The following is a 24482-nucleotide window of genomic DNA, read 5'->3' as shown; positions in this document are numbered from 1 at the left end:
ATAAATAGATACAACAAAAACAAAAAAACCACACCTTATTTAGGTGTGGTTCAGTAATTTAGAATAAATCAAAACTGCATTCTTATTCTCCCATGAATGGGTAGCGGTAATCTACTGGTGGTACAAACGTTTCTTTAATAGAACGGGCTGATACCCAGCGGAGCAAGTTCAGCATAGAACCGGCTTTGTCGTTGGTACCTGAGGCACGGGAGCCTCCAAATGGCTGCTGTCCTACAACGGCGCCTGTCGGCTTATCGTTGATGTAGAAGTTACCGGCTGAGTCACTTAGCTTTTTTGTGGCTAGCTCTATGGCGTAACGGTCACGCCCGAAAATAGCACCTGTTAATCCATAAGGAGATGTAGAACTTACCAGCTCAAGCGTATCTTCAAAGTTGTCCTCGTTATAAACATATATCGTAATAACAGGCCCGAAAATTTCTTCACACATAGTTACATACTGTGGGTTGTGCGAAAGCAGCACTGTTGGCTCAATAAAATAGCCTTTTGACTTGTCGTAGTTACCTCCGGCAATCACCTCTACTTCGTTGCTGTTCTTGGCATTGTCAATGTAGCGGGTAATTTTATCAAAAGATTTTTCATCAATCACTGCGTTGATGAAGTTAGAGAAATCTTCCGGTGGTCCCATTTTAAAGGATTGCACATCTTCTATTACATACTGCTTCACTTCCTCCCAAAGGTTGTTCGGAATATAAGCACGGGAAGCAGCAGAGCATTTCTGGCCCTGATATTCAAAAGCGCCACGTGTAATAGCAGTTGCCAGTGGCTTGGCTTCAGCCGTTCTATGGGCTAATATAAAGTCTTTACCACCTGTTTCGCCTACAATGCGCGGGTAAGCTTTGTACTTCTGAATGTTATTACCGATGCTCTTCCATATACTCTGAAAAACACCCGTACTACCTGTAAAATGGATGCCGGCAAAGTCAGCATGATTAAAGATAACATCTCCTGCTACTGGGCCATCAACATAAATAAGATTGATGACACCGTCTGGCAGGCCAGCTTCTTTTAGCAGTTCCATAATCATATGAGCTGCATAAATTTGCGTATAAGCTGGTTTCCACACGACTACGTTGCCCATCATAGCGGCAGAAGTAGGCAGGTTTCCGGCAATAGCAGTAAAGTTGAATGGCGTCAAGGCAAACACAAAACCCTCCAGTGGGCGGTGTTCCATACGGTTCCACACACCTGGAGAAGATTCCGGCTGCATTCGGTAAATTTCTGTTGCATACTGCACATTAAAACGCAGGAAATCTACGAGCTCACAGGCAGAATCAATTTCAGCCTGGTATGCATTCTTAGACTGGCCTAACATGGTAGCCGCGTTTAACTTTGCTCTCCAGGGACCTGCTAATAAATCAGCCGCTTTCAGAAAAATGCTGGCACGGTGCTCCCATGCCATATTAGACCATTCTTCACGGGCGGCAAGGGCCGCGTTGATAGCTTGTTCCACATGTGACGCATCGCCTTCGTGAAATTGACCCAGAATGTGCTGGTGGTCATGAGGCTGTAGCATAGGGTGTGTGTTGCCTGTGCGAACTTCCTCGCCACCGATGTACATAGGTACATCCAGCTCTTTGGACTTTAACTCTTTATACACGCGTTGCAACTCAGCTCTTTCAGGAGAGCCAGGTGCATAAGATCGAACGGGTTCGTTAACGGGGGTAGGTACTCTAAAAAATCCGGTTGCCATGTGTTTTATAGTTACAGATCTGAATTTTAGATGATAAAAATTGTGTTTGCTGCCTCATAAACGGTAGCTGAACAAATGTACGGCCTTTTTTTTGAAACAGTGGTATTAGTGGGGAGACTGGTGGCTAAGGGCTACTGTATTGTTGCATAGTATAAATGTCGCGTTTCTGAAAATGGGGTGTTTGCATTTGTCTATTGCCTGTGTCATGTACTTCAGGTTATTTGATAGGTTCATTAAGAGGGGTAGTTATGTGTTAGGCCATAGCTCACCGAAGTTGTACTAAAGTAGTACCTTTCTTAATAGTATGGTAGCTGCATTACCTATATCAGGTAAGAAAACAGATATTAGGATATAACCTAAATTGTACTGTTTTCCGTAAAATGCTCTTGCTGCCTATAAAATGGCAGTTTTGTAAAATGATCTTAACTATGGAAAAATCAAATAAAACACACCTTAAAATAATGCTGGCGGTAGCCTTAGGCTTTTCTTTTGCCGCAGAAGCTACAAACTATACTTCTGATAAATCAAAGTCAATGGCAGAAGTTGTGCAGAATGAAGCACCATCAATGCAAAAAGAACTTTTAGGTTCTTACGCTAACATAGAGGCATTGACTGCAAGCAACATGCGGGAAGCTTACATAACCTTATTAGAGAGTGTTCGGGCAAAACATGGCAATTGGTCTGATGAGGATTGGGCAAATGCAGAAACAGTACGTAATAAACTTGACAGCAGGAAGAAAGCTCTTGAGGATAACCTGGGAGTAGACGACAAGGCTAAGATTAAAGTACTTCAAGGTGAGTTCAGAACACTGCAAACAGCTGACGATGTGAAAGACTAACTCTTTCGTAGCAGGAAAAACAAAGAGGGGCCAGCTTCGTGTTAGTCCCTCTTTATATTATATAATTGATGTCAAGGCTTACTTTGACTATTTGTCTAAAGTATAGCCTTCAGCTCGCTAAGGCAGTTAATCTCATGTGTTGGTTTGCGGTTGTGCTTTACTTTATTAGGGTTAAAGAAAACCTGATCTATTCCAGAAGCGCAGGCGCCATCTACGTCGCATTCCAGATTGTCACCTATCATGATACACTCCTTAGGAGAACCTTTTATTTTATCCAGAGCATAGTCAAAAATACCTTTCTCTGGCTTTTTGTAACTGCAGCACTCTGAGGTGACAATCTCTTTAAAATAGCTGGTCAGTTTAGATGAACTCATCTTTATTGCCTGCACATCTTTAAAGCCATTCGTAATAATGTGCAGGTCATATTTCCCCTGCAGATACTCCAGTACCTCATAGGTAAAAGGGAAAACCGCTGTTTTGGTTGGGCAAATGTCAAGATAAGCTTCTGCTATGCCTTTAGGAACCTGATGCGGATGCAGCCCCAGCCCTACAAGTGTTTTTACAAAGCGGCTTTCGCGTAACTCTTTTTGGCTGATTTTACCTTTGCGGTAGGAAATCCAAAGCCGCTCATTTACAAATTTGTACTTCTTGTAAAAAGAAACAGAATTAAACTTCCCAAACGCTGCAAGGTTAAACTGGTCATATAAAGTGTAAATTGTTTCTTCGGAGTTCTTCTCAAAGTCCCAAATGGTATGATCCAGATCGAAAAGTATGTGGGTATATGTCTTCATTAAAATAGTAATCAGGATATGATAGGCTTATCTGAAGCCAATGGTTAGGCTATTCGCTACCGTTTATGGAGGCGAGGTACTTTATGCGTACCACAATAAAAACCATGTTTTTATGTTTTAGTTTAGAAAAAGTAAATCATGATGCTGTCCAGCGGCGCATTTGTAATTTGTTAACGGCTAGTTCTCTGTTTGAAAACAATATCTGGTAAACTTCTTGGTCTTTCTGGAGCAGCGTGTCCCGCTCCATATAAGAGTAAATTTGTGTCACATAATCAATCGTTTCATCTTTGAGGGCATAAAATACCCATTGGTCAAGTTTACGGGAAATAACAAGGCCTGCATTGCGGAGGTAAGACAGATGGCGGGACGTTTTGGTTTGTGTGAAATCCAGGACCTGTTCCAAGTCCGATATACACATTTCCTGATTGCGCAATATCAGGTGTAAGATGCGCAAACGTGACTCATCGCCTAAAGCCTTTAAAATCTGTTCCCCATATGTTAAGCTAAAGTGTTTAAGCCTCATAGTAGCATTGTCAACCTAAACAAATTTAGACAAAAGCTGCTATAATAAAAGAAATTAAAGTATAATTGTATTTCATGAAAGCGCTTGTGCAGAATTATATTATAGATAAAATAAAAGGTAAGTGGCTACTATTGCCAGTGTTGGCTACACTGCTTTTACTTGTTGCTACACCACAGGAAGCGGCTGCTCAGGGGCAGAAACGTGTGGTACAGTTGTCAGGTTTTGTAACAGCTGGTGATAGTCTGTATGGTTTAGTAGGTGTTACGATTTACGTTCCTGGCTCTACCCGCGGCACGCAGTCCAATCAGTATGGCTTTTTCTCATTGCCTGTGGTAACAGGAGATAGTGTCTTGTTTGGGGCACTCGGTTACAGGCGGCAGTACCTTAAAATTCCAAATAACTACAGCAGTCAGAGTTATTCTATTATTATGCAGATGCAGCAGGACCCGAATGAGTTGCCAACAGTTGATGTATTCCCATGGCCTACGGAGAGGGACTTTAGAGAGGCAGTAGCTAACTTAAAACTGCCAGATGAAGGACGAGCCATTGCAACACGTAACCTAGACCCTGAGCGACTGGAGGAACTTTTCAAGACTACACCAATGAGTGAGTCGGGAAACTTTCGTTTTTGGCAGCAGCAGCAGCAGATACAAACGGAGCGGCGTTATATGTATCCCACCTTTAGCCCGTTTGCCATACCTACTCTAATTAACTCCATTTTCGGGGGCAATAAAGATAAGTGACATTACTAAGAAAGGTTGTTCAGGAGTAGCTTAAGCCCTCGTTTTGCTATCTTCTTTTTTAGAAGACTTAGAATACTGGTTAGGGTAAAGCGCTATTTTAAAAAATGAATGTTTGTATTTATCAAGTGAGTTGATGTTTACCAGAGCTTTGTGATGAGCTATACTAAAATATAAAGCCTATTCGCAACGATAGCCGCTTGTAGTGTATCTTTTGCTCTCTTCTGACGTCCCATGATACAGATTCAGTTGTAACACGCTGGCTTTTATAACCAACCTGGAAGGTAAAAGCAGAGCTATTTCCTGTGCTCGCCCTTAATCCGAGAGAGGGGTTAAACATCCAGCCACCTTTGGTCTCCAACAGGCTTTCTTCCTCAGAAATAAATGTAAAACCGTATCCAGTGTCTAAACTATAGGTAGGGCTTACTCTGGTTTTAAACATTTCTCCACGTATACCCAATGCCACAGGCGTAGCCAGTATATTGTCGTAAGAATCAAAGCCTAAGGTGCCACCTAAAGTAAAAAGCCTGTGAAAGCGGTATCCATTAAAAAACTGTACACTGGGAGAGGCAACAGAGGAGTTAGTGCTTACACCGTAGTCAGTTCTTTTTATTTTGCCGTAGAGGTAGCCTATTTCTACCATGCCAGCATAACCCTTCTTTGGTTCAGGTGTAGGCATATCCTGCGCCATGGTTGTGCCTACTAATAGTAAAGAGAAAAGGAGAAGTAGTGTTTTTCTCATTTATGGATGATAAACAGGTATTTTGCCAAGCAGTTTAATTTTGTCCAGGTTGCTGTAGTCGTATTGATATAAGCCGTCCTGGCCGATCAGCAAGAGGTATCTGCCATGCGGTATTACATCAAAAGCATCATGTTCGGCGTAGTGTGCCAACATGTTTTCATCTAGTTTCAGATGATCCTTAAGATCAAAAACTTTTAGCCCAAAGCTGCCTTCGCAGAGAAAGAGGGTTGACCTGTCTATACCCAGGCCGTGAGGGTTTTGCATCGGGTAAGACTTTACAAGAAGTGGATTTCGTGCATTGCTGATGTCTATTACATCCAGTTGATTCGTAAAACCTGCACAGGCATTCCCGGAGCGAAGTGTAACCCATGCTAAATCACCATCTACTACAACAGGGTCACAACTGTTTACATGTTCATAAGTAGACAAATGTACAGGGCTAGCCGGATTGGTATTGTCGTAAATATGCATACCATTGGTAGAGCCAATAAATAGTTTGTCGTTGTACGGGAATATGGTTTCGATGCCCCAGCCTAACGCAATCTTTTCCCCTTTTTGCGGATTAGCGGGGTTGCTTATGTCAAAAAGTTGCATATCTGTTAAGCTCACTGTATAAAGCTGATCTCCCGAAATAGTGAATCGGGCCATAGAACCACCTTTGCCTGGAGAACCTGCGTCGCCTCTGCCTCCTGGTGTTTCCGGACTACTATAGTTTCCTGCTGAATCGAAAAAAGGCATTGGAGAGGTAATGTTGCCGTCGCAGTCTGCCCCAATTGCTTCCGTAACTGTTCTTTCAGTATATTCTGAAACAAACACCTGAGCGGTATCATTTACGATCATGTTGTTTACCGGAAAGATGTTTTCTACTCGTTTCACCAGTTTTACATCCTGAGGGTTACTAATATCTAATGCTACCAGGTCTATATAGCTATCGGCGTAAAGAATATTGTCCTTTACTGCCATATCTATATTACCTGGTATATCAATAAAGTTTATGATATGTGGAGTTTCCGGTTTAGAATTATCAACAATATGGATGCCTTTATTTATTTCATTGATAAACAGATAGGTGTCTTTGACATAGATCTTGCCCGGCTCCTGGAGCACGCGTGCCGGAGAAACTTTTACAGCGTTACGCAGGTCTTCACGAAGCATATAAACAGGCTCCTGTACAGTATAGGTTACCGTTGTCTCACATTCATCAGCACAGGCACTAAGCAGCAACATGGGCGTTAGAAGCAGTAAAAACAGAGTGTGTTGTAAAATGAGTAGCCGTTGTTTTCTCATATCATTCTCTTATTTAACTAAGTAATACCTAATTTATGAGTGCAGGCTAAGTTGAGCCTTCGTAATCTTGTTTTGAATTCTGAGATCAGTTTAAGATCTGTAACGGTAAGCTTATTTTTTGCAGCTACTCAACGGCTTAAGGTCTTGTAAAGAGCTTAATAGCAGGTGGCTTTTACTGCTGTTACTCATATGACCCTAAGAAGTATGGAATGGTTGTAAGGGCAGACGAAAAAAAGCAAATAAAAAGCGCCTCCGGATATAACATCCGGAGGCGCTTTTTTCAAAGTAAGATTAGTTGGGTTGTTTACTTATTGCCCTGTATTGCTGCTACTGCTATTGCGGCTGGTAGCCCGCTGTTGCTGCATTGGGTTTGTCTGCTGCCTTTGCTGTTGCTTAAATATGTCGAAGCGAGACGGTGCCAAACGACGAGGGAAAGTGTTGTTCGACAGGTCTGTGTCTGCTGTTTGCAGGTAAGGGTCCAGTTCAAAGCTAACAACAGGTTTCTGTGTGATGAACACTTTTGTGATGTCGTTATTGTTATAGCGCCAGATTTCAGCAGGAATATTCGCTACTTCCTCTGTGCCGTCTTCAAACTCCATTCGTACGATCAGCGGCATTACCAGGCCTCCGTTATTCTTAAAGCTAACTTCGTAGAAGTTCAGGCCAGAATCAAGTGCTCTTTTCTGCTCTGCAGATAAGTCTTTAAGGAACGTCTGGTAGCGCTGTTGGTCAGTAGCTGTAGTAGCTAGAGGGTCATAGCTGTTATAGAAGTCTTTCAAAGCTGGCTTCTGGTCTACAAGCGTTCTCGGAATATCCTGCAGGTTGCGTTGCTGCGATAGTGTTTTAGGCTCCCTGTTCTGCTGCTCACGCTTCTGTGTGCTTACAAACTCCGGATCCTGGGAATCAATGGTGAACCATTTGACATCCTCTACAGAAATGTCGGTATGGTCGGTGGTATAGAACCAGCCTCTCCAGAACCAGTCCAGGTCAACACCAGAGGCATCCTCCATAGTACGGAAGAAGTCGGCAGGCATTGGATGTTTAAAGGCCCAACGGCGAGCGTATTCTTTAAAAGCATAATCAAAAAGCTCACGTCCCATAATTGTCTCACGTAGGATATTTAAGCCTGTGGCAGGTTTACCGTAAGCATTCGGGCCGAACTGAAGCACAGATTCAGAGTTCGTCATAATTGGAACCTGTGTGCTCTTGTCGCTCTTCATGTACTCTACAATATCCTTCGGCTCACCTCTTCTGGATGGGTAATCACGCTCCCATTCCTGCTCAGTCAGGTACTGTACAAAGGTGTTCAGGCCTTCGTCCATCCATGTCCACTGACGCTCATCAGAGTTGATGATCATTGGGAAGAAGTTATGACCAACCTCATGAATGATAACAGAGATCAAACCATACTTGGTACGATCAGAGTAAGTACCGTCTGCTTCCGGACGATAGCCATTGAAAGACACCATTGGGTATTCCATACCGCCTATTGGGCCGTGTACTGAAATAGCTACCGGGTAAGGGTAATCTATGGTGTATTTAGAGTATGTTCTTAAAGTATGCCCTACTGCTTCTGTAGAATACTGCCCCCAAAGTGGGTTTCCTTCTTTAGGGTAGTAAGACATAGCCAATATATTCTTACCGGCAACATTTACGTTCATGGCATCCCATATAAACTTACGGGAGCTGGCCCAGGCAAAGTCACGCACATTTTTGGCAGCGTAAACCCAGGTTTTTTTGCTTTTAGATTTGTCTTTTTCAGCCTTTGTCGCTTCGTCCTGAGTTACAATTACGATAGGAGAGTCGCTTTTAGATGCCTCTGCCAAACGTTTTTGTTGTGTAGAACTAAGAACCTGGTTGGCATTTTGTAATTCACCTGTACCTGCCACTACGTGGTCAGCTGGAACTGTAATGCTTACTTTATAATCTCCGAAAGGCAAGGCAAACTCGCCGCTTCCCAGGAACTGCTTGTGCTGCCATCCGTTTACATCGTCATAAACAGCCATGCGAGGGAACCACTGTGCCATTTCATACAGATAGTTGCCATCTCCCGGGAAGAACTCGTAACCTGAACGACCTCCTAATGTTAAAGCATTGTTAATGTTATGGTGCCAGTCTATGCTAAAGGTAACATTCTGCCCTGGCTTTAATGGCGATGGCAAATCTACACGCATCATGGTGTTATTGATGGTGTAGGGTAAAGCTTTGCCATTTCGGTCTTTAACCGTCTCAATTTTAAAGCCACCGTCAAACTCTTCACGGGTAAGGTGCTCCAGCGCCTGCGTAGACATACGCTCCTTCAGGTTAGCTGTGCGGGTCAGGTTGCTCATCGACTTAGGTTCGAAAAGGTTCTGATCCAGTTGCACCCACAGGTAAGAAAGCACATCAGGGGAGTTATTAGTGTACGTAATAGATTCAGAGCCCTTCACAGACTGGTTTTCGTCGTTTAGCTCTACCTTAATGTTATAATCGGCACGCTGCTGCCAGTATTGGTGGCCAGGTGCTCCGGAAGCGGTGCGGTAAGTGTTTGGTGTAGGAAGTTCCTGGCCCAGTTGACCAAATTTGGTATCTTGTGCCATAGCTGCTATAGGCCCTGCGACAAGTCCAAAAAGAGCTAAACCTCTTAGTAAATTTTTCATTGTAGTTTAGAGTGGTAGTAATATTAGATTAGTTTGTTCAGGTGATTTTGTTCAAGCCTAAAAGATACTAGTTTCCATCATCAAAATCAAGGCTATGCCTGCTGCGGCACTGGAAAGAACCATAATCCAGTCGCGCCGCTTAGCATTGAACAGGTTCATGATCAGGAAACCAGTTATCAGTATTATACTAACAATCAGCAGCTGTCCGAGTTCAATTCCAATGTTAAAAGCCAGCAGTTGTTGCCAGACCTGGCGGTTACGCCCAAGTATAGACTTTAGAAAGTTAGAAAAGCCCATGCCATGGATAAGGCCAAAGAAAATAGCCATCAGGTTGTGGAAAGACCATATTGGGTGTTGCTTTGTGGCTGCTCCTTTTAATTTGAAGAAGTTCGTAACACAGGTAAAAAATATCGTAACCGGAATCAGAAACTCAATAAGGCTAGTGTCGAACTTTATAATGTTAAAAGTAGAAAGTGCCAGCGTAACAGAATGCCCAATGGTGAAGCTTGTAACCAGAGCTATAACTTTTCGCCAGTCGCCTAAGGTGTAGATAGCGCTAAGCGCCAGCAAAAAAAGCATGTGGTCATAAGCCTGAAAGTCGAAAATGTGGTGGAACCCCAGCTTTATGTAAGTTTCAAATACAGAAGACACGTTTTATAAGTAAGCGTGATAAATTAACTAAGCTTGCAAATTAGCGCTTTATCTGATTGAATACAAAAGGCAATTGTAAGGCTATGAATGCTCGATAGTAGCTTTATATATTAGACTGCCTTGATATTTATTGAAAAAGTGAATGAATATGTAATCAATTAAAGATAGACTTAATGACAACTGAGTGCTTTGACTTAATAAAGTGTTTGAGGTTTGGCCAAGCATAGTTCGCAAATCAGTTTTATCTTTGATAGAATTATATAGCATTATTTGTTACCTTGAAACCTTGATTTCTTTAGCTGCCACTTATCATGTGAGCACATAAAGCCCGTACTAAAAATGATTTATATGAAAAGAACCCACAATCATGCACGCCGAAGCCTTATTAGATTAGCGGCACTCGGACTGGCTGGTTTGTCCCTATCACTCTCATCTTGTACTTCATCTGGCTCAGAGAATAATAATGCAGAAACTGCTGCATCAGATAATAAAACACCAAACACAGAAACAGCTATGGTGTATGTAGGCACTTATGCAGAACCCGACAGCGAAAGCATTTTCTTGTATAGCCTGAACCCCGAATCAGGAGAGTTAACGTGTGTAAGTGCGGCCAAAGGGGGAGAAAATCCTTCTTTTTTGGTGTTGGATGGGGAGCGGCAATATTTATATGCTGTAAATGAAACAATGGAGTATGAGGGGCAAAATAGCGGAGCCGTGAGCGCTTTTTCTGTAGATGAGAAAAGCGGTAACCTTACATTTTTAAACAAAGTGGCATCTAAGGGTGGAGCCCCCTGCCATATTTCTGTAGACGAAGCTAACAAAACAGTGTTAGTGGCTAACTACATGGGAGGGAATGTAGCTGCATTCCAGATACAGGAGAACGGGCAATTATCAGAAGCCTCTGATATAGAGCAGCACACAGGCACAGGGCCAAACCAGGAGCGGCAGGAGGCACCTCATGCACATTACATTGCACCTGATCCGCAAAACAAGTTTGTCATTTCAGTGGATTTAGGTGCAGACAAAGTGCTGGCCTATCGCCTCGATTCAAATAGTGGAGCGCTTACTCCTAATGAACCCGCCACCGCTTATACAAGCAAACCCGGAACCGGACCACGCCACCTGGCTTTTCACCCTAATGGCCGCTATGCCTATGTTATTAACGAGTTGAATTCTACTATGACGGCCTTAACGTATGATGCAAATAAAGGTACTTTCACAGAGACCGAAACAGTATCTACTATTCCTGCTGGTTTCAATGAAAACAACCAATGCGCTGAAGTTAAGGTGTCGCCAGATGGTAAGTTCCTGTACGGCTCTAACCGTGGGCACAACAGCATTGTAGTCTATGCCATCAATGAAAGCACTGGTAAGTTAAGCGTTGTGCAGCACGTTGGCACCAACGGCGACTGGCCCCGCGATTTTGCCATAGACCAAACTGGAAATGTGCTGCTAGTGGCTAATGAACGCTCGAATAATATTGTGTCCTTTAAGATAGATAAAGCAACAGGTAAACTTACGGCAACAGGATATGAGGTGGAGGTAAATAAGCCTGTTTGCCTGCAGGTAACTTCCGCTTTTTAAGTGGATAAATGACAACAAAAGAAGCCAGCCTCATTAGCTGGCTTCTTTTGTTGTGTCTCTTGAGTTAGTTATACGGCATCAACAAAAATAGGAGATTCTGTTACTTTTAGTTTCAACTTACCGTTTGCTGTCTTTACTTTTCTTTCCTTAAAATGCTCTGCGCCGTCAACAAACTCATAAATAGTAGCTGTTTTGGCTGTGCCTAAATCCAGTTCGTACTCTTCTGTTCTACCCTCCATGTCCGGCACAACTAAGGCGTACATCTTCTTTCCGCCGTGTTCATAAACATCAACAAAAGGAGTGGTGCTAATTGTTTTTCTGTAAGTATATTCGCCAAACTTGTTTCCAAGCTGAGCAATGTAGTCTGCTGCCGGCCGGCGGGTGTTGTCCATCTTTTCGAGCAAACCAAGGGCCGCATAAGTTCTGTTGTCTTTTTTGCCCTTCTGAATGTTTCTGGTGTAGCTGGTTTCGTCGTATAGTTGGTAGTGGTACAGCTTAGCCAGGCCCATGCGGGCATAGAAAAGGCAGTCGCGTATAATCCAGTCGCCTTGCGTTTGCAACCTAGTTCTGCTTGGCGTTTCTAAAGCCTGCTGCGAACCCTCGTTTACACCGTAGCCTACTTCTGTTAAGTACACAGGCACGTCGTTGCCTACTTCGCTCATAACCTGCAGAAATTTCTGAACCTGGTCTTTTGCGTCGGAGAGCTCCGGGGGAATACCGTTAGCCGCATCAGAATACTGGCCTCCCCCGTTGTTGGTATATCCATGGTAGTTGGCAATATCGAAGCACAGGTTTACTACTTTCTTGCCGTCTTTGTCTGTCTTGTAGCCTCTAAACTCTTTGCACCAGTCAATAATGCCTTGCACGTAGGCAGGAGAGTTATCGGCAATGCCTCCCATGGCTACCAATATAGCAGGATCTGCGTTTTTTACGCCTACTCCTTTGCCCAGTTTGCCCATGTGTCCATCGTAGAAAGCACTCAGGTTGGCGGCATATTCCCGGGCAGTCTGGTAGCGCATTCTGCCTTTCCACCAGGCGTTGGTTTCGTTGTTGCATTCTATCATCTTAACATAACCCAGTCCGATTTTCTTGTCCTGAATATTCCAGCTGAACTTAGAGTTGCCATTGCCAGAGAAGGGCTTTACCAGGTCAGGGTCCAGATTTTTGTTGGAGCCATACCTGGCCACAAACTGAAAGGCTGCTTTTGCGAACTCCGTGTAAGAGGCTGGGTCTAAGCGAATGGCAGCAAGGTCTGCATCGTAAGCGGCTTTCTTTTGTTCATATTTCGCCAGAGCAGCCTTATAGGCATCCTGATTTTTGTAGTCTTTCTTATCAGGTTTTTCTGGTGACGGAAGGTTGGTCCAGCGAGCGGGCGGGTTCTCCGGGTGCCGCAGTTTCTCGGGATAATTTGCTTGCAGGAACCAACCAGGCACTGTTTTAAAACAAACCAGTGGTTCGATGTTTCTTTTCTTAAGCTCAGCATAATATGCATCGTAGTGCCATAAGCCTTTAAACACAGGATTGAAGGTATAGATGCCTTGCTCATGTTCTATTTTCTCCCAGTCAACATAATCTCGTATGGTGGTGAACGGGGCGGCTACGTTAAACTTTTGCATGTCATTGCCTCTTCCGCTTGGCTTTTGGAAGTCCCACACATAAGTGTTTACTCCCAACATATCGTTAATGCTGACTTCTTTATGCGTGAATGGCTTCGGATTATAAGGCTTATAGCTGCCTATGAACCTGATCTCGGTAGGGAAAACTCTGCTTGTTACTTCTAGAACTACATAGGCGATGTCCAGTGGTTTTTTTAGCTGATGGGGTACCCACGTATCGTACTCATTGCCAGTAAAAGCTGGCCCTGGTATTCTCTTCCAGCTGTCCCGTTCTATAAAATATGTCTTTATGGGCACCTGGTTCTTGCCTTGCCAATCGTAAAACTGAATTTCCTTTAATGTGGCTTCCATTTCTTCCGGAAAAGGAAACCACATTTCGCTTGGCGTAACCTGTGAGTTTCCGTCAGGGCCAAAGTTTGGATTCTCATCTAGCTCACCATCAAAGAACGCATCAAGATCTTGCCTGGACTTGTCGTTATGGTAGGCCCAGTAAGGTCTGTATGGTATTTCGCCAGTTACCCTTCCGTTTGCGTCAGGAACAGGCGTGGGTTTTTCTGAGGCTTCTGTTGAAGAAAAAAGTCCTGCCAACTGCTGATCTGACTGTTCATGCTTGCTGCTATTGTTGCAGGAAAGAAGGCATAGCAGGAGAAGGGCAACTATATGTATTTTCATTTTCATCCAGGTTCAGGTATATGGGGTACTTGAGCTTTTAAGCTTCTATGAAAGAAAACTCAGAGAATAAACTTTGAGAGGCTACTATCAACATTACTACTAATGAGGATTAATTTGAATGATTTTGCTGCATACGTATATTTTTGAAAAGAGTAGTGTTATGCATGCTTGCAGCTGTTACGGAGAGGAATGCAGGAGGTGAAAGTGTAGCATTAATTTATGCTGCGTAAATGTTTCTCAAAAGGCCTTGTGGGTTTATTTATACCTATAAGAGTCTGTTTTATTCGTTGTTGCTACTTTGTTGTGACTTAGGCTCTAGCAGAATCTATGCAGGCTATAGAGCTTTTTCTCATAAATACACTTAGAGATTTAGTGTGATGAAGCTAATGATGAGCAGAAAAGAAGCAAGCAAACTACCTATAGTGTTGTAGAGAAGTAACTGAATGTTGCTACGCTTTCGAAGTAGATAAACAGCTGTGCCTATAGTTATACTAACAACTGCTATAATGATTCCACTGGTTTCATAAAAGAATGGAAGAAACATGCAGGGAAGAACCATAAAGACAACTCCTGGAATAAGCCAGGTTTTGGTCCTGTGCTCGTCTATTCTATAGATGATGCTCACCAATGCAATGATAATAAAGAGAAGAAGAAAAATAGCAGCTAGTAAAATTAGGATTACGCCCATTCCATCATTTGTACTTATAGTTTCATAGGCCAAAGAAGCAAAAAACAGAAAGTAGCCAATTAACTGATAAAGGCTTAACAGCTGATTGATTAAGTTGATCTTTTCTTTAAAATATTGTGGCATAACATTAACAGGAACATGCCTGCAGGTACTATTAATGTTTTATTTACTACTGGAGCGATAGAAGGTACATATTATATTTGAAAAATGTGTAAAAAACAAAAAGCCTCACCGTTTGGTGAGGCTTTTTCTCAGCTAAACTTTTAAACTCAATAAATTACTTTTCTGTTGGCAGCTCAATTTCCACATTTACAAATTGAATCTTGCCGTTTTCCAGCGTGGCCTCTACCACAGAATCTTTGCTGATTCTGTTGGCCAGTATGTCCTTCGAAAGCTCGTTCAGGATCTGGCGCTGCAGTACACGCTTCAGCGGGCGAGCACCGAACTGCGGGTCGTAGCCCTGCTCGCCCAGGTAATCCAGTACCTCGTCGGTAGCTACCAGTTGTATACCTGCTTCTTCCAGACGATCCTGGATGTGCTTGAACTGTATATCCACGATCTTGCGGATATCACCACGGCTCAGCGGACGGAACATTACCAGCTCATCGATACGGTTCAGAAACTCTGGTCTTACTGATTTCTTCAGCAGGTCGAAAACTTCGTCCTTCGTACGCTCAATCACCTCGTCTTTGTTGTAGTCTTCCATTTGCTCAAAATTGCTCTGGATGATGTGCGAACCAATGTTAGACGTCATGATGATGATGGTGTTCTTGAAGTTCACCACACGGCCTTTGCTATCAGTCAGGCGACCATCGTCGAGCACCTGCAGCAGGATGTTAAACACGTCCGGGTGCGCTTTCTCAATCTCGTCGAGCAGCACCACAGAGTACGGCTTACGGCGTATAGCCTCTGTTAACTGGCCTCCTTCATCGTAACCCACGTATCCCGGAGGCGCACCAATCAGGCGGCTCACAGCGTGGCGCTCCTGGTACTCACTCATATCGATACGTACCATCGCGTTGTCGTCGTTAAAGAGGTAATCGGCCAGCGCTTTGGCAAGTTCGGTTTTACCTACACCGGTTGTACCCAGGAAGATAAACGAACCAATCGGACGTCTTGGGTCCTGCATACCGGCACGGCTTCTTCGTACAGCATCAGAAATGGCTTCAATCGCTTCTTCCTGACCGGCTACGCGTTTGCTCAGTTCCTGCTCCAGGTGCAACAGTTTCTCGCGGTCGCTCTGCAGCATCTTGCTTACTGGGATGCCTGTCCACTTGGCTACTACATCGGCAATATCCTCAGCGTTCACTTCTTCCTTCAGCATGGGGTTCTCGCCCTGCATTTCGCGTACCTGCTCCTGCAGTTGCTTCACCTTCGCCTCGGCTTCCTGTATTTTACCATAACGCAGCTCTGCTACGCGGCCATAGTCGCCTGCACGTTCGGCCTGCTCGGCTTCCAGTTTATACTTCTCAATGTTCTCTTTCTCTTTCTGGAGGCCTTCTATGATCTGCTTTTCGTTCTGCCATTTGGCTTTCAGATCATCGCGCTTACCGCTCAGGTCCGCTATTTCTTTAGAAAGAGCGGACTCTTTATCCTTGTCGTTTTCACGACGGATGGCCTCGCGCTCAATTTCCAGCTGCATAATACGGCGCTGAATCTCATCCAGTTCCACTGGCAGCGAGTCGATCTCGATGCGCAGTTTTGCAGCCGCTTCGTCCATCAGGTCAATAGCCTTGTCTGGCAAAAAGCGGTCGGAAATGTAACGGTTAGACAACTCTACTGAGGCAATGATCGCATCGTCTTTGATGCGCACCCCGTGGTGCAGCTCATATTTATCTTTAATACCGCGCAGAATCGAAATAGCATCCGGCACGCTTGGTTCGTCTACCATCACCGCCTGGAAACGACGCTCCAGCGCTTTATCTTTCTCAATATACTTCTGGTACTCCTTCAGTGTCGTCGCACCGATAGCATGCAGTTCACCTCGCGCCAAGGCTGGTTTCAGCAAGTTTGCTGCGTCCATGGCACTTTCGCCTCCTGCACCTGCACCAATCAAAGTATGTATCTCGTCGATGAAGAGCACAATCTCACCCTCGGCATCGATTACTTCCTTGATCACCGCTTTCAGACGCTCCTCGAACTCACCTTTATACTTGGCACCTGCCACCAGCAGACCCATGTCCAGGCTCATCAGCGTCTTCGATTTCAGGTTCTCCGGCACGTCGCCCGCCACAATTCGCTGCGCCAGGCCTTCCACAATAGCGGTTTTACCCACACCAGGCTCACCCAGCAATACCGGGTTGTTCTTGGTGCGGCGGCTCAGGATCTGCAGCACACGGCGTATCTCTTCGTCGCGGCCAATCACCGGGTCAATCTTGCCAGCACGTGCCAATTCGTTTAAATCCTTCGCATAACGCTTCAGCGAGTTATATTTGGCCTCTGCGTTCTGGTCCGTAACCTTCGTGCCACCACGTAGTTCTTTGATGGCTTTTTTGAGGTCTTTCTCGTTAAAACCTACATCCTTCATCAAACCAGCCACTTTATCGCGACCAGCCAACAAGCCCAGCAGCATGTGCTCAATGGCTATATACTCATCGCCAAACTCTTTTAAGTAAGAAGTGGCTTTCTGCAAGGCAGTTGCTGTATCGTTAGCTAAGTACGGGCCGCCACCGCCAGTCACTTTAGGGTAACCAGCTACTGCTTCGTCTAACTTGCTATTTAGAATATTGACGTTGATGTTCAGCTTCTGCAACAGGAAGTTTGTCACGTTCTCGTCTGTGGCGAGAATCGCTTTTAAAATATGCCCAGTTTCAATAGCCTGCTGCTGGTTGCCGCCTGCTATCTCAGTGGCCTTCTGTATGGCCTCCTGCGCTTTGATTGTATAGTTATTAAAGTTCATGTCTTTGTCTGTTTCCTTAGTTTTACCTTCGACAAAATACTATCAACTTACGCACCAATGGTATTTTTTAGTGGTTTAGATGTAATTATGTCAGTTTTTTAAAATGCTATATTTATCGATTTAAGACATAATGGCAGAAGTGTTTGGCGTAGATGCTTATAGGTTTGAAAGACGCTGTGAAAGTTTAGTCGGTTACGCAGCAAAGGCTTTGGGCGCAGACACTCACAGGTCTAAAAACACATTGTGAGGTCATTCGGGCGAACGCTACAGTTTGTTTTCTTCTATTAATGTGACTATACTTGAGAAATCAGCAGCACTCGCTTTATGAAACGTCTTATACCAATCGCTATCTCCAAACCATTTCAGTACTTCGTCCCGCTCTAGTAGTATTTCGCTTTTTGACAAAAAGCTTTAATAAGAGGAAAGGCCAATCGTTAAAATCAGCTATCAAACCGTGGTGCTATGGGTTGAGGTTGATGTGAGGTATAAGTCTGGTAAAATTGTGTGCTTCTGAAGTGACTTCTTGTCTTCTGAAACGCTCCTGAAATAAGCTGCCTGTGCGACTGTATTTTTATTTACTGCTTTGGAGTAAACATTCAACAGGTGCGAAAATTGACGCTGGAGGTTAGTGCTGTACAATTCACCTGTTTCTGTGTTAGTAGCTTATAATTGATTTCCACTTTTTACTCTGATTAAGAAGTGGAAATGATTCGGCCGCAAACAGTAGACAAAAGTAGCTGCATAAGGAGCAATCTGTTTTCTATAAAGCCATAGAAAATTAAAGTAGTTCTCCTGCTCCCTATAAACAGTCTCTTTAGTTGTGGTAAAATTTTCCTGCCTCAAGTGCGGTGGTCTGCTGCATCTTTGCCTATGCGTAAACAGTAGCTCAAAAGACGCTCACAGCGTCTTTCATACCTGTGAGCGTCTACGCCGAAAGCGTCAGAATCTCTCTGGTCAAATACCGAAGCAAATGGTAAATTTCCCGCAGATCAGTTATCTCCACAATAGCTTCGTTTTTACTGAAACTTAGATAAACATCTGGTGCGTCAGGGTTGCTGGAGGTATCCAGTTTTAGCTTAGCGGTGGGGTGTTTCAATAAAATGCTGCGAATACTTTCTTCTGCAAACAAGCGCTTCAGGGCGTTCGGGTTGTTTGCCTGCACAATAAAAGCAGCATCGAACTCGGGGTAGCCTAGTTTGATGTCTTCCATACCCAACACTTTACCTATTTCGTTTAGCAGGTCCTGTTCATGAATGTTAAACCGCAGTGCTGTAGTAGCAGGCAGGGCCGTTCTGAAGCGTGTCGTGGAGATGCCGCTCTCGAAGCCTCCGCCTAAATCAATATCTATGTCGAAGAACGTTTCCTGCCCAGGCTGTAGGAGCAGCGCTGAGTACTTTAAGACATTATCTTTCGCTGACAAATCAGCAGCGAATTTCTGCCAGAGTTCTGCTTCGGTTTCACCTTTAATCTGCTTAATGCTTTCCATGAGGTTTATGGTTTATTGCGGCTATACTGCTGTTTAGGGCAAATGTTTTCTGATGCTATTTTACCTCTTGCTTAAAAACCGCTGCATAATGATCTGCTAAACGTGTGGGTTCAGGCAGTTTATACTTGGTGGCGCAAGCCATGGCTACTTCTGTCGCCGCTTCCAGGTCCATTAAATGCCCGGGCGAAACGAATACAGGCTTTACGTTATCTTTCGTCCGTAGCACATTCGCAATAACTTCGTCTTTATACACCAAGGGCGATAGGGAACCTTTGGTTGTGGCAGGCTCTGTATACTTGCCCACCAGCACTTTTTTGGCTACACCCATTGTCGGCTTGTTCAGGTGCAGGCCCAGGTGCGTAGCAATTCCCAGGCGGCGCGGGTGCGAAATGCCGTGCCCGTCAACCATAATCAGGTCTGGCTTCTGCTGTAGTTTTTCATAAGCCTTTAACAGGTTTGGGGCCTCTCGGAAAGCCAGGAAGCCAGGAATATAGGGAAGCTCCACAGAATCGTGATGCCACACTTTCTCCACTACCTCCAGTTCAGGGTAGGTCAGTAGCACAAATACCGACAGAATTGTATCCTCGCCTATAAAAGAAGAATCGCAACCTGCAATCAGCTTTAGCTCGAATTTGGGCTTTTGAATGATTATCCGTTGCTGCATCTCATGCTGTTGTGCCGTCAGTTGGCGCATAACGGCAGGGTCGGGTGGGGGAGAATTGTACGGTCGGTAGTAGGCCATCTTTTTAATTACGAAGTAAGAATTACTAATTACGAATGATGTGTGCGATAAGCTGCTCCAGCGGCAGACTTCTATTCAGTTATCAAAATTCAGTATTCAAAAACTAAACTCAAGCGCTGCAGGGGTAAATGAGTTTGGCAAAGAGCAATCGCCAGTGGCCGTCTACAACACCGAAGTGGAACTCAAAGGAGGTTCTAGTGTGCAGCACCGACTTCTGTAGAAGAGGCAATGTGCTCTTTACGCGCTGTACTTGTTTATCAGAAAGACCAGCGTAGTTCCAGTAGCCGCTTTGCTGGAACTTTGTCGGGTCGAAGATAAAGCAACCGTCTTTGCTATAGCCAGAGTTACACCCATCCATATCGGCGCAGTCAAACGTAGGCCAGTTTTCTTCCTGCAGGATACATTGCTGTATCTCGTCTGCCACCGTAAAAAAGGAGCGGCTTTTGAAGTGCCTTTTAAACTGTGTGATGTCTTGCAGGTGCGTCATCTGAGGAACAGCCCCAGGTTGTTCTATAACCCATACTCCTTCCCCCGGGTGAATAAGCTCATTTAAGCGGACAGTATCAGAAGCCTGTAACGTAGCAAAGAATTTCTTGAACGCAGCTTTAACGTCTGTTGTGTCTGTAGTCTGTCTGTTGCCTTTATGCTGAGGCTCCTCCTGAACAGCCTGCAAAGAATCTGTTCCTTCGGCCTCTAAAGGACTGTCTGTGCTTATGGTGTCAGAGCTGCAGGCTGAGAGAAGCAACAGCCCGAAGAGGCAGTATAGGTATTTCATGTTGTGGGAGTGTACGGTTATTTGCTGTACGCACAGCAGGTGGTTTATAGTTGAACAGGCTGAACCTTGGGCGTGGGAGGTCGTACTTAAAAAGGCTAAACTTGCTGCGGCTGACAGGCTTCGGCATAAAGAACGAATAAAACTATGGCAAGCGACATATTTAACGATAGCATACAAATTAATGTACACGATACGACATTGGTAGGGGATCTGATGATTCCTGAGAATGCAAAAGGTCTGGTGGTTTTTGCCCACGGTAGCGACAGCCGCAGACTGGGCAAGACAAACCGTTTTGTGGCAGAGCACCTGCATCGCTTTGGTTTCGCCACTTTGCTCTTCGATTTATTGACTGAAGAGGAAGAAGAGGAGTTTAAGAACACCCGCGATATTCCGAAGCTGGCACAGCGCCTGATTGATACCGTGTATTGGATTCAGAAAGATGATGCTACTAAAGACTATAACATCGGTTTCTTAGGGTTTGATACAGGAACTGCCGCCGCGTTAGGGGCGGCTGCAGCGCTTGGAGAAATTGCCGATGCCGTAGTAGGAGTTGGGGGCCGTCCTGACTTATCAGATACAGTGTTGGCCGATGTGCATTCGCCTGTGCTGTTTATAGTTGGCGGCAAAGATGAAAAAGTCCTGGAGATGAACATCCAGGCGCAGAACCAGCTGCTAGGTATAAAAGATGTTGAGATTGTGCCTGATGCCACACACCTTTTCGAAGAGCCAGGCGCTTTAGAAATGGCTGCTCAACTGGCTACGGATTGGTTCAGGAAATACCTTGGCCCTAATAAGCAGCAGCCGCTCAGCCAGGACAAGCCTTAAGTTCTTCTTAATAAAATGATTTCCTGTTAAGCGATTTGTCGGCTGATAGTTCAGTTAATAAATCGCTGTTTACTTCCCTGCGTGCTTATGATGTCATTCTTGGTGTTTATGCGTCAAGCTCCAGAAGAGTTTAACCGAATATATTTTGAGGAGATTATAGCTTCTATAGGAGAAATTGTATGCGGGTTGTTCTAAAATTTGTGTAAAGCTGGAACAGGGTAAATATCACATAAGAGGCTGCTTAACTTAATTGGGCAGCTTCTTCTTTGTGACCCAACTGAATTAATTCCTTTTGGTCTAGTTTCAAAAAGAGTAAGCGTGGCAGGACTGGCAGTTAAGCTAAATCCGATTACATAATTAAAACAAAGGTGCCCTTACGTGTGGTAGGAAAGTTAGACGCTTGATTAGCCTATATCAAAAAGACTCTTATATTTGTTATTTCAACAAGCTGAAATAAGCAATGGGATTTTTAACTTGCTCAACAGGAAGAAGAATATCTCTGTACATGATTAACGTTGAAGCTTGTTAGGGCTGAGTCTTTTGCAGGGTATTGTGTGTTGTTTTTAAGCATTTATTATCTTAAAGATTTACCTTGATCAAAATAAGGACCCTTAAGAACCGGATTATAAAACCACATTACTAAAACTTAAATTAGCAATTATAAATTGTGTTTACTACCTCCGTTGGTAGTGTATAACTCATAAAACTAAAAGAACAAATGGCGACAGAAGCATCAAAAATTGTTTACACCATAACCGATGAAGCCCCTGCGCTGGCAACGTATTCTTTTTTGCCAATCGTACAGACTTTCACGAAAGCAGCAGGTATTGCTGTTGAAACAAGAGATATTTCACTGGCAGGCAGAATTCTGGCAACTTTCCCGGAGAACCTGACAGAAGAGCAAAAGCAAAGCGATGACCTGGCTTACCTAGGAGATTTAGCAAAGACGCCAGAGGCAAACATCATCAAGCTACCTAATATCAGTGCCTCTATTCCGCAATTAACGGCGGCCATTAAAGAACTTAAATCTCAGGGATACAACATTCCCGATTATCCGTCAGAGCCTAAAAACGATGCGGAAAAAGAAACAAAAGCACGTTACGCAAAGGTGCTTGGTAGCGCCGTAAACCCGGTGCTAAGAGAAGGAAACTCTGATCGCCGTGTGGCAGAAGCTGTAAAGCAGTACGCTAAAAAGAACCCGCACTCCATGGGCGAGTGGAGTTCAGACTCTAAAACACACGTAGCGCACATGACGGAAGGCGATTTCTACGGCAGCGAGAAGTCTTTGGTGATGGAGCAGGCTGGCAGTGTGAAGATCGAGTTTGTAGGTGCTGACGGCTCAACAAAAACGCTAAAAGATAACCTGGCGCTGAAAGCAGGTGAAGTGATTGATGCTTCTGTGATGAGCAAAAAAGCCTTGCGCGCCTTCTTCGAGAAGGAAATTGCAGACGCGAAAGAGGAAGGCGTACTGCTGTCGCTGCACCTGAAAGCTACTATGATGAAGGTTTCTGACCCTATCATGTTCGGCCATGCCGTTACTGTTTTCTTCAAAGATGTGTTCGATAAGCACGCCGCTACGTTCAAGGAAATTGGCGTAGACCCTAACAACGGTTTGGGCGATGTTTACAACAAAATCCAAAGCTTACCGGAAGATAAGCGTGCCGAAATTGAAGCTGATATAAAAGCTGAATACGAGAAGCGCCCTGAGTTGGCGATGGTGAATTCTGACAAAGGCATCACCAACCTGCACGTGCCAAGTGATGTGATTATTGATGCCTCTATGCCTGCTGCTATCCGTTCTTCAGGCAAAATGTGGGGACCAGACGGCAAGCTTCACGATACGAAAGCCATTATTCCAGATCGATCTTATGCGGGTATTTATCAGGAAGTAATCAAATTTCACAAAGAGAACGGTGCTTTCGATGTAACGACAATGGGTACTGTACCGAACATCGGTTTGATGGCACAGAAAGCAGAAGAGTATGGCTCGCATGACAAAACTTTCCAGATTGCGGAAAGCGGAACAGTGCGAGTGGTAGATGCTGCTGGCAATGCCCTGATGGAGCATAAAGTAGAAGAAGGCGATATCTGGAGAATGTGCCAGACGAAAGACGTAGCTATTCAGGACTGGGTGAAGCTGGCGGTAACAAGAGCAAGAATCACAGACACGCCTGCTATCTTTTGGCTAGATCCGCAAAGAGCACACGACTCCAACCTGATTAAAAAGGTTGAACGTTACCTGCAGGACCACGATACCAACGGCCTTGAAATTAAAATCATGTCTCCGGTAGAGGCCATGCGCTATACCTGCGAGCGTGCGAAAGCGGGCAAAGACACTATCTCTGTAACTGGTAACGTACTTCGTGATTACCTGACGGACTTGTTCCCGATTATAGAGCTTGGTACTAGCGCCAAAATGCTTTCTATCGTTCCGCTTTTAGATGGTGGTGGCTTGTTTGAAACAGGTGCAGGTGGCTCGGCTCCTAAGCACGTGCAACAGCTGATGGAAGAGAACTACCTGCGTTGGGATTCCCTGGGTGAGTTCCTGGCATTGGCAGTTTCTCTGGAAGACCTGGCATTCAAGACCAACAACGAGAAAGCAAGAGTGCTGGCAGAAGCCTTGAACAAGGCAAACGCAGAGTTCCTGGAGAAAGATAAGTCACCTTCGCGTAAAGTAGGCGGCATCGACAACCGAGGCAGTCATTTCTATCTGGCGCTTTACTGGGCACAGGCGCTGGCTGAGCAAAACGAGGACCATGAGCTGAAAGATAAGTTCACCAAGTTTGCCAAAGAGCTGACTGATAATGAGCAGAAGATTGTAGAAGAGCAGATTGCAGCACAGGGCAAACCAGTTGATTTAGGTGGCTACTACCATCCGGATGCTGACAAAGCAAGCAAAGCTATGCGCCCGAGTGAGACGTTGAACAATGCTTTAGCTAGTTTCTAGCAAGAAGATAAACTGATAAAAGGCAAGGCTGCCCGAGAGATTGGGCAGCCTTTCCTTTTATCAGTTGTACAGGTATAGGCTGTTGCTAATACTAACATTCTTTTGTACTTGTTAGTTATCTAAGCTTGAAGAACATTGTTGCTCCATTTCAGCCTGAAAAGATGCTGTGTCTTATTTTCCTTTCACCATATCTAAGTAAACTGTCTTACTAAATCATGGACAGCAAAACACTAACAGTGGGAAAGGCTACGAGTAAGCTTTTAGATTCTTTTCCTGTAAATAATATCTTAATAAAAAAGGAGCAACTTAACAGCTGCTCCCTCTA

General features: G+C 44.4%; 20 protein-coding genes. 5 read left to right on the top strand and 15 right to left on the bottom strand.

Going from position 1 to position 24482, the window contains the following annotated elements:
• Positions 1-82: 82 nt before the first annotated feature.
• Both pruA and LN995_RS21895 read right to left on the bottom strand, forming a co-directional pair.
• A complete protein-coding gene (pruA, locus tag LN995_RS10250) occupies positions 83-1711 on the bottom strand; it encodes an L-glutamate gamma-semialdehyde dehydrogenase (RefSeq protein ID WP_229960953.1) in 1629 nt (542 codons plus the stop codon).
• Between the two features lie 105 nt (positions 1712-1816).
• Entirely contained in the window at positions 1817-1945 is a 129-nt protein-coding gene (locus LN995_RS21895; RefSeq protein ID WP_262910459.1) for a hypothetical protein, read from the bottom strand.
• 194 nt (positions 1946-2139) lie between these two features.
• On the opposite strand from LN995_RS21895, the gene LN995_RS10245 reads away from it, so the two are divergent.
• Positions 2140-2550 carry a hypothetical protein gene (locus LN995_RS10245; RefSeq protein ID WP_229960951.1) on the top strand — a complete coding sequence of 137 codons (411 nt, stop codon included), beginning with the start codon at positions 2140-2142 and terminating at the stop codon, positions 2548-2550.
• A 95-nt stretch (positions 2551-2645) separates the two neighbouring features.
• Here LN995_RS10245 and LN995_RS10240 read toward each other — a convergent pair whose 3' ends face one another.
• Together LN995_RS10240 and LN995_RS10235 are read right to left on the bottom strand one after the other, a co-directional pair.
• On the bottom strand, positions 2646-3341 hold the full coding sequence (locus tag LN995_RS10240; RefSeq protein ID WP_229960949.1) for a YjjG family noncanonical pyrimidine nucleotidase: 696 nt from the start codon (positions 3339-3341) through the stop codon (positions 2646-2648).
• A 136-nt stretch (positions 3342-3477) separates the two neighbouring features.
• Positions 3478-3864: an ArsR/SmtB family transcription factor gene (locus LN995_RS10235; protein WP_229960947.1), complete on the bottom strand. Its 387-nt coding sequence runs from the start codon at positions 3862-3864 to the stop codon at positions 3478-3480.
• 74 nt (positions 3865-3938) lie between these two features.
• Between LN995_RS10235 and LN995_RS10230 the strand changes: the two genes are divergently transcribed.
• Positions 3939-4607 carry a carboxypeptidase-like regulatory domain-containing protein gene (locus tag LN995_RS10230; RefSeq protein WP_229960946.1) on the top strand — a complete coding sequence of 223 codons (669 nt, stop codon included), beginning with the start codon at positions 3939-3941 and terminating at the stop codon, positions 4605-4607.
• Positions 4608-4770: 163 nt separating this feature from the next.
• Here the strand turns inward: LN995_RS10230 and LN995_RS10225 are convergent, their stop codons facing one another.
• From LN995_RS10225 to LN995_RS10210, 4 genes are all read right to left on the bottom strand, one after another.
• Entirely contained in the window at positions 4771-5346 is a 576-nt protein-coding gene (locus tag LN995_RS10225) for an autotransporter outer membrane beta-barrel domain-containing protein (protein ID WP_229960944.1), read from the bottom strand.
• Positions 5347-6633: an LVIVD repeat-containing protein gene (locus tag LN995_RS10220; RefSeq protein ID WP_229960942.1), complete on the bottom strand. Its 1287-nt coding sequence runs from the start codon at positions 6631-6633 to the stop codon at positions 5347-5349.
• 308 nt (positions 6634-6941) lie between these two features.
• Entirely contained in the window at positions 6942-9272 is a 2331-nt protein-coding gene (locus tag LN995_RS10215; RefSeq protein WP_229960940.1) for a M1 family metallopeptidase, read from the bottom strand.
• A 57-nt stretch (positions 9273-9329) separates the two neighbouring features.
• Positions 9330-9923, bottom strand: a complete 594-nt coding sequence (locus LN995_RS10210; RefSeq protein WP_229960938.1) for a HupE/UreJ family protein — start codon at positions 9921-9923, stop codon at positions 9330-9332.
• Positions 9924-10271: 348 nt separating this feature from the next.
• Between LN995_RS10210 and LN995_RS10205 the strand changes: the two genes are divergently transcribed.
• Positions 10272-11507, top strand: a complete 1236-nt coding sequence (locus LN995_RS10205) for a lactonase family protein (RefSeq protein WP_229960936.1) — start codon at positions 10272-10274, stop codon at positions 11505-11507.
• Positions 11508-11575: 68 nt separating this feature from the next.
• On the opposite strand, the gene LN995_RS10200 is transcribed toward LN995_RS10205, so the two are convergent.
• The 7 genes from LN995_RS10200 to LN995_RS10170 form a co-directional block, all read right to left on the bottom strand.
• Complete coding sequence (locus LN995_RS10200) at positions 11576-13795, bottom strand: hypothetical protein (RefSeq protein WP_229960934.1); 2220 nt, start codon at positions 13793-13795, stop codon at positions 11576-11578.
• A 361-nt stretch (positions 13796-14156) separates the two neighbouring features.
• Positions 14157-14606 (bottom strand): hypothetical protein, encoded by a 450-nt coding sequence (locus LN995_RS10195; protein WP_229960932.1) that lies wholly within the window; start codon positions 14604-14606, stop codon positions 14157-14159.
• Positions 14607-14760: 154 nt separating this feature from the next.
• Positions 14761-17382 (bottom strand): ATP-dependent chaperone ClpB, encoded by a 2622-nt coding sequence (clpB, locus tag LN995_RS10190; RefSeq protein WP_229960930.1) that lies wholly within the window; start codon positions 17380-17382, stop codon positions 14761-14763.
• Positions 17383-17646: 264 nt separating this feature from the next.
• Positions 17647-17787 (bottom strand): hypothetical protein, encoded by a 141-nt coding sequence (locus LN995_RS10185; protein WP_229960928.1) that lies wholly within the window; start codon positions 17785-17787, stop codon positions 17647-17649.
• A 520-nt stretch (positions 17788-18307) separates the two neighbouring features.
• Positions 18308-18868, bottom strand: coding sequence for a hypothetical protein (locus LN995_RS10180; protein WP_229960926.1), 561 nt, complete (start codon positions 18866-18868; stop codon positions 18308-18310).
• A gap of 55 nt (positions 18869-18923) precedes the next feature.
• The gene (nfi, locus tag LN995_RS10175; RefSeq protein ID WP_229960925.1) at positions 18924-19610 is read right to left on the bottom strand and encodes a deoxyribonuclease V; all 687 of its coding nucleotides are present in this window, start codon (positions 19608-19610) and stop codon (positions 18924-18926) included.
• A 109-nt stretch (positions 19611-19719) separates the two neighbouring features.
• Positions 19720-20385 (bottom strand): hypothetical protein, encoded by a 666-nt coding sequence (locus LN995_RS10170; RefSeq protein WP_229960923.1) that lies wholly within the window; start codon positions 20383-20385, stop codon positions 19720-19722.
• A 144-nt stretch (positions 20386-20529) separates the two neighbouring features.
• Between LN995_RS10170 and LN995_RS10165 the strand changes: the two genes are divergently transcribed.
• A complete protein-coding gene (locus LN995_RS10165; RefSeq protein WP_229960921.1) occupies positions 20530-21210 on the top strand; it encodes a dienelactone hydrolase family protein in 681 nt (226 codons plus the stop codon).
• 718 nt (positions 21211-21928) lie between these two features.
• Entirely contained in the window at positions 21929-24157 is a 2229-nt protein-coding gene (locus LN995_RS10160) for an NADP-dependent isocitrate dehydrogenase (protein WP_229960919.1), read from the top strand.
• Positions 24158-24482 lie beyond the last annotated feature (325 nt).

The organism is Pontibacter silvestris (assembly GCF_020907275.1).
Taxonomy (GTDB): Bacteria; Bacteroidota; Bacteroidia; order Cytophagales; family Hymenobacteraceae; genus Pontibacter; species Pontibacter silvestris.
The sequence above is the reverse complement of the archived record's forward strand: the minus strand, read 5'-3'. Positions and strand labels throughout refer to the sequence as shown.